The organism is Nocardioides sp. (assembly GCF_036274455.1).
Classification (GTDB): domain Bacteria; phylum Actinomycetota; class Actinomycetes; order Propionibacteriales; family Nocardioidaceae; genus Nocardioides.
In genome coordinates this window covers 1-3,021 of record NZ_DASUFR010000105.1, presented here as the reverse complement: position 1 = coordinate 3,021, position 3,021 = coordinate 1, and the positions used below count along the sequence as shown (strand labels likewise).

Sequence of the window (3,021 nt, the reverse complement as noted above, 5' to 3'; positions counted from 1 at the left end):
GGGGGAGCCATGGAAGAGCAGGACGAGACCGAGGCGTTCACCCAGGCCTACTGGGACGAGCGCTATGCCACCCACGACCACGTCTGGTCGGGGCAGCCCAACCAGCGGCTGCTCGAGCACGCCACGGACCTGCCGCTCGGGCAGGCCCTCGACGTCGGGTGCGGCGAGGGGGCCGACGTGGTCTGGCTGGCCGGGCGCGGCTGGCGCGCCACCGGAGCCGACGTCTCGGCGGTCGCGCTGGAGAAGGCGCGACGCCACGCCGGCGAGGCCGGCGTCGCCGATCGGACCAGCTGGGTGCACGTCGATCTCGTCGCCGGAGACGCGCTGCCGGGCGGCAACGACCTGGTCACCGCGATGTACCTCCACCTTCCCGAGACCGCGTTCGACCGGGCGTACGCCGCGATCGCGGCCGCCGTGCGCCCGGGCGGCACCCTGCTCGTGGCGGGCCACCACCCGGCCGAGCGCGAGACCGGCCTGCGCAACCCGCGGCTGGGCCACCTGCTGTTCCCGCCCGAGCGGGTCACCGCCCTGCTCGGCAGGGGCTGGCAGGTCGACCTGGCCGAGGCGGTCACCCGCGAGGTCGAGCACCACGGCGAGCAGCGGGTCGGCACCGACACGGTGGTCGTGGCCCGGCGGGACCTGTCCTGAACGGTCTCCCGACCGATCTCCGGGCGGCCCGGCGTCTCAGCGAACCTTCAGGTCCTCAGGGAACGCTCCACCCAGGACCTGCGTTGAACCTGTCAGAGGTCCGTAGGATGGACCCCTCACCCAGGGCTCCAAGGAGGAGACCATGCAGAGCAACAACCCGGTGTTCCGCCGCTCGGAAGAGTTCCAGCGCGGCGGCGCCAACACGTACGGCAACCAGACCGTGACCGACCCGTCGCAGTGGTCCGTCGGTACGCCGGGAGGCACCGGGTACGCACCGGCCACCACGGGCGTCATGACCATCGACTCCGTGGTCCAGAAGACCGCGATCACACTCGGCGTCGTCATCGTCACCGCGATGGCCACGTGGATCCTGACCCCGGACGTGACCGACGAGTCGGTCGCCGCCGACCTCGGCCCGCTGTTCGCCGCGGTGACCATCGGGTCGCTCGGCGCCTTCGCGCTGTCGATGGTCAACTCGTTCAAGCGCGTCATCAGCCCCGGACTGGTGCTCGCGTTCGCCGCCCTCGAAGGTGTGGCGCTCGGGGCGATCAGCAAGGTGTTCAACCTCGCCTACCCGGGTGTCGTCACCGGCGCCGTCATCGGGACCTTCGGCGCCTTCGCCGGCACGCTGGCGGCCTACAAGGTGCTCAACATCCAGGTCGGCGACAAGTTCCGCCGGGGCGTCATCGCCGCCGTCTTCGGCATGGTCGGCATCAGCGTGATGGCGCTGATCCTCAGCGTGTTCGGCATCGACCTCGGCATCTGGGGCAACGGCGCCCTCGGCCTGCTGTTCGCCGTGGCCGGTCTGGTGCTCGGCATCTTCATGCTGATCCTCGACTTCGACTTCGTCGAGCAGGGCATCGCCAACCGGATCCCCGAGCGGGAGTCGTGGCGCGCGGCGTTCGCGATGACGGTGAGCCTGGTCTGGATCTACACCAACCTGCTGCGCCTGCTGGCGATCTTCAGCGACAACTAGCTTCACCGAGCTGCGCTCACGGGGACAGCTCCGGCGGCCTCGGGACCTCGGGTCCCGGGGTCGTCGTCATCTGCGCCGACGGCCGAGGTCTAACCGGCCTCGGACGCCTCGCTCTCCTGGGGTGCCTCAGCCTCCGGCTGCGGCTGGCGGCGCCGGTGCCGCAGCTCGACCCAGAGGCCGCGGACGCCGCGGCCGCGGCCGGCGACCTCGGTGCTGCCCAGCTCGGTGCCGGGCACGTTGACCGCCTGGAGCGCGGCCGTGGTGATCGGCAGGACGCCCTCGCCCCGGATGCCGTCCGGCTCGGCCTCGTCGTCGCCGGCCAGCCCGAGCGCGGCGAGCGTCGACGGGAGCAGGACGGCGACCAGTGAGCGGTAGCCGGCCGCGGACGGGTGGAACTGGTCGGGACCGAACAGCAGCGCAGGCGCGGCCGCGAACTCGGGGCCGAGGACGGACCCGAGGGAGACCGTCCGTCCGCCCTCCTCCAGCACCGAGATCGTCTGGGCCGCCGCGACCCGGCGCGACCAATGCCGGGCGAGCTGCTTGAGCGGGGGCGCGATCGGCTTGACGGTCCCGAGGTCGGGGCAGGTGCCGACGAGCACCTCGACGCCGGCCTCGCGGAGCCGGTGGACCGACTCGGCCAGGTAGCCGACCGACCGCGCGGGCGGGACCAGGTGGGTGACGTCGTTGGCGCCGATCAGGATGACGGCGACGTCGGGCTCGATGGGCAGCGCCCGGTCGACCTGGCCGTCGAGGTCGGAGGAGCGGGCTCCGACCACGGCGAAGTGGCGCAGGTAGACCCTGCGGTCCGCCCGCTCGGCGACGCCGCTGGCCAGCAGGGCGCCCGGCGTCTCCTCGACGCGGTCCACGCCGTACCCGGCCGCGCTCGAGTCGCCCAGCAGCGCGATCCGGATCGCGGGGCCGGGCCGGCCCCGGCCGTACCAGCCGGTCGAGTCCGGCGGTGGGGTGCCGCTGATCTCGCCGATGGTGCGCTTGGCGAGCTTGGCCTCCGCGGTGAGCACGCCGTAGAGGGCTCCACCGAGCAGGGAGAGGCCGCCCCCGCCGTACGCCGCGGCGGAGGCCAGCTTGCGTGCCGCAGCGGCCTTGCCCACGAGTCCATGCTACGGACCGGTAACTGACAGGATCGGTCGGGTGGACTACGCCAACTCCATCCTCGACCTGATCGGCAACACCCCGCTGGTCCGTCTCAAGCGCACGCTCGACCTGCCCGACCAGGACGGACCCCTGGTGCTGGCCAAGGTGGAGTACCTCAACCCCGGCGGCTCGGTGAAGGACCGCATCGCCACCCGGATGATCGACGCCGCCGAGGCCTCCGGCGAGCTCCAGCCGGGCGGCACGATCGTGGAGCCGACCTCGGGCAACACCGGCGTCGGGCTGGC

General features: G+C 72.7%; 4 protein-coding genes. 3 read left to right on the top strand and 1 reads right to left on the bottom strand.

Annotation, left to right across the window (positions count from 1 at the left end; all coding sequences use genetic code 11):
• Both VFV89_RS10120 and VFV89_RS10115 read left to right on the top strand, forming a co-directional pair.
• The coding region (locus VFV89_RS10120; RefSeq protein WP_329705807.1) for a class I SAM-dependent methyltransferase at positions 1-648 on the top strand (648 nt) is incomplete at its 5' end.
• 142 nt (positions 649-790) lie between these two features.
• Positions 791-1,624, top strand: coding sequence for a Bax inhibitor-1/YccA family protein (locus tag VFV89_RS10115; protein WP_329705806.1), 834 nt, complete (start codon positions 791-793; stop codon positions 1,622-1,624).
• 89 nt (positions 1,625-1,713) lie between these two features.
• Here VFV89_RS10115 and VFV89_RS10110 read toward each other — a convergent pair whose 3' ends face one another.
• Positions 1,714-2,733: an SGNH/GDSL hydrolase family protein gene (locus VFV89_RS10110; protein ID WP_329705805.1), complete on the bottom strand. Its 1,020-nt coding sequence runs from the start codon at positions 2,731-2,733 to the stop codon at positions 1,714-1,716.
• 40 nt (positions 2,734-2,773) lie between these two features.
• Between VFV89_RS10110 and VFV89_RS10105 the strand changes: the two genes are divergently transcribed.
• Positions 2,774-3,021, top strand: a 248-nt coding sequence (locus tag VFV89_RS10105) for a pyridoxal-phosphate dependent enzyme (protein WP_329705804.1), incomplete at its 3' end; no start/stop codon positions are given.

What these genes read in the sequence shown, in the direction of transcription:
- VFV89_RS10115 (WP_329705806.1), top strand. Translation starts at nt 791, where the DNA reads ATGCAGAGCAACAACCCGGTGTTCCGCCGCTCGGAAGAGTTCCAGCGC.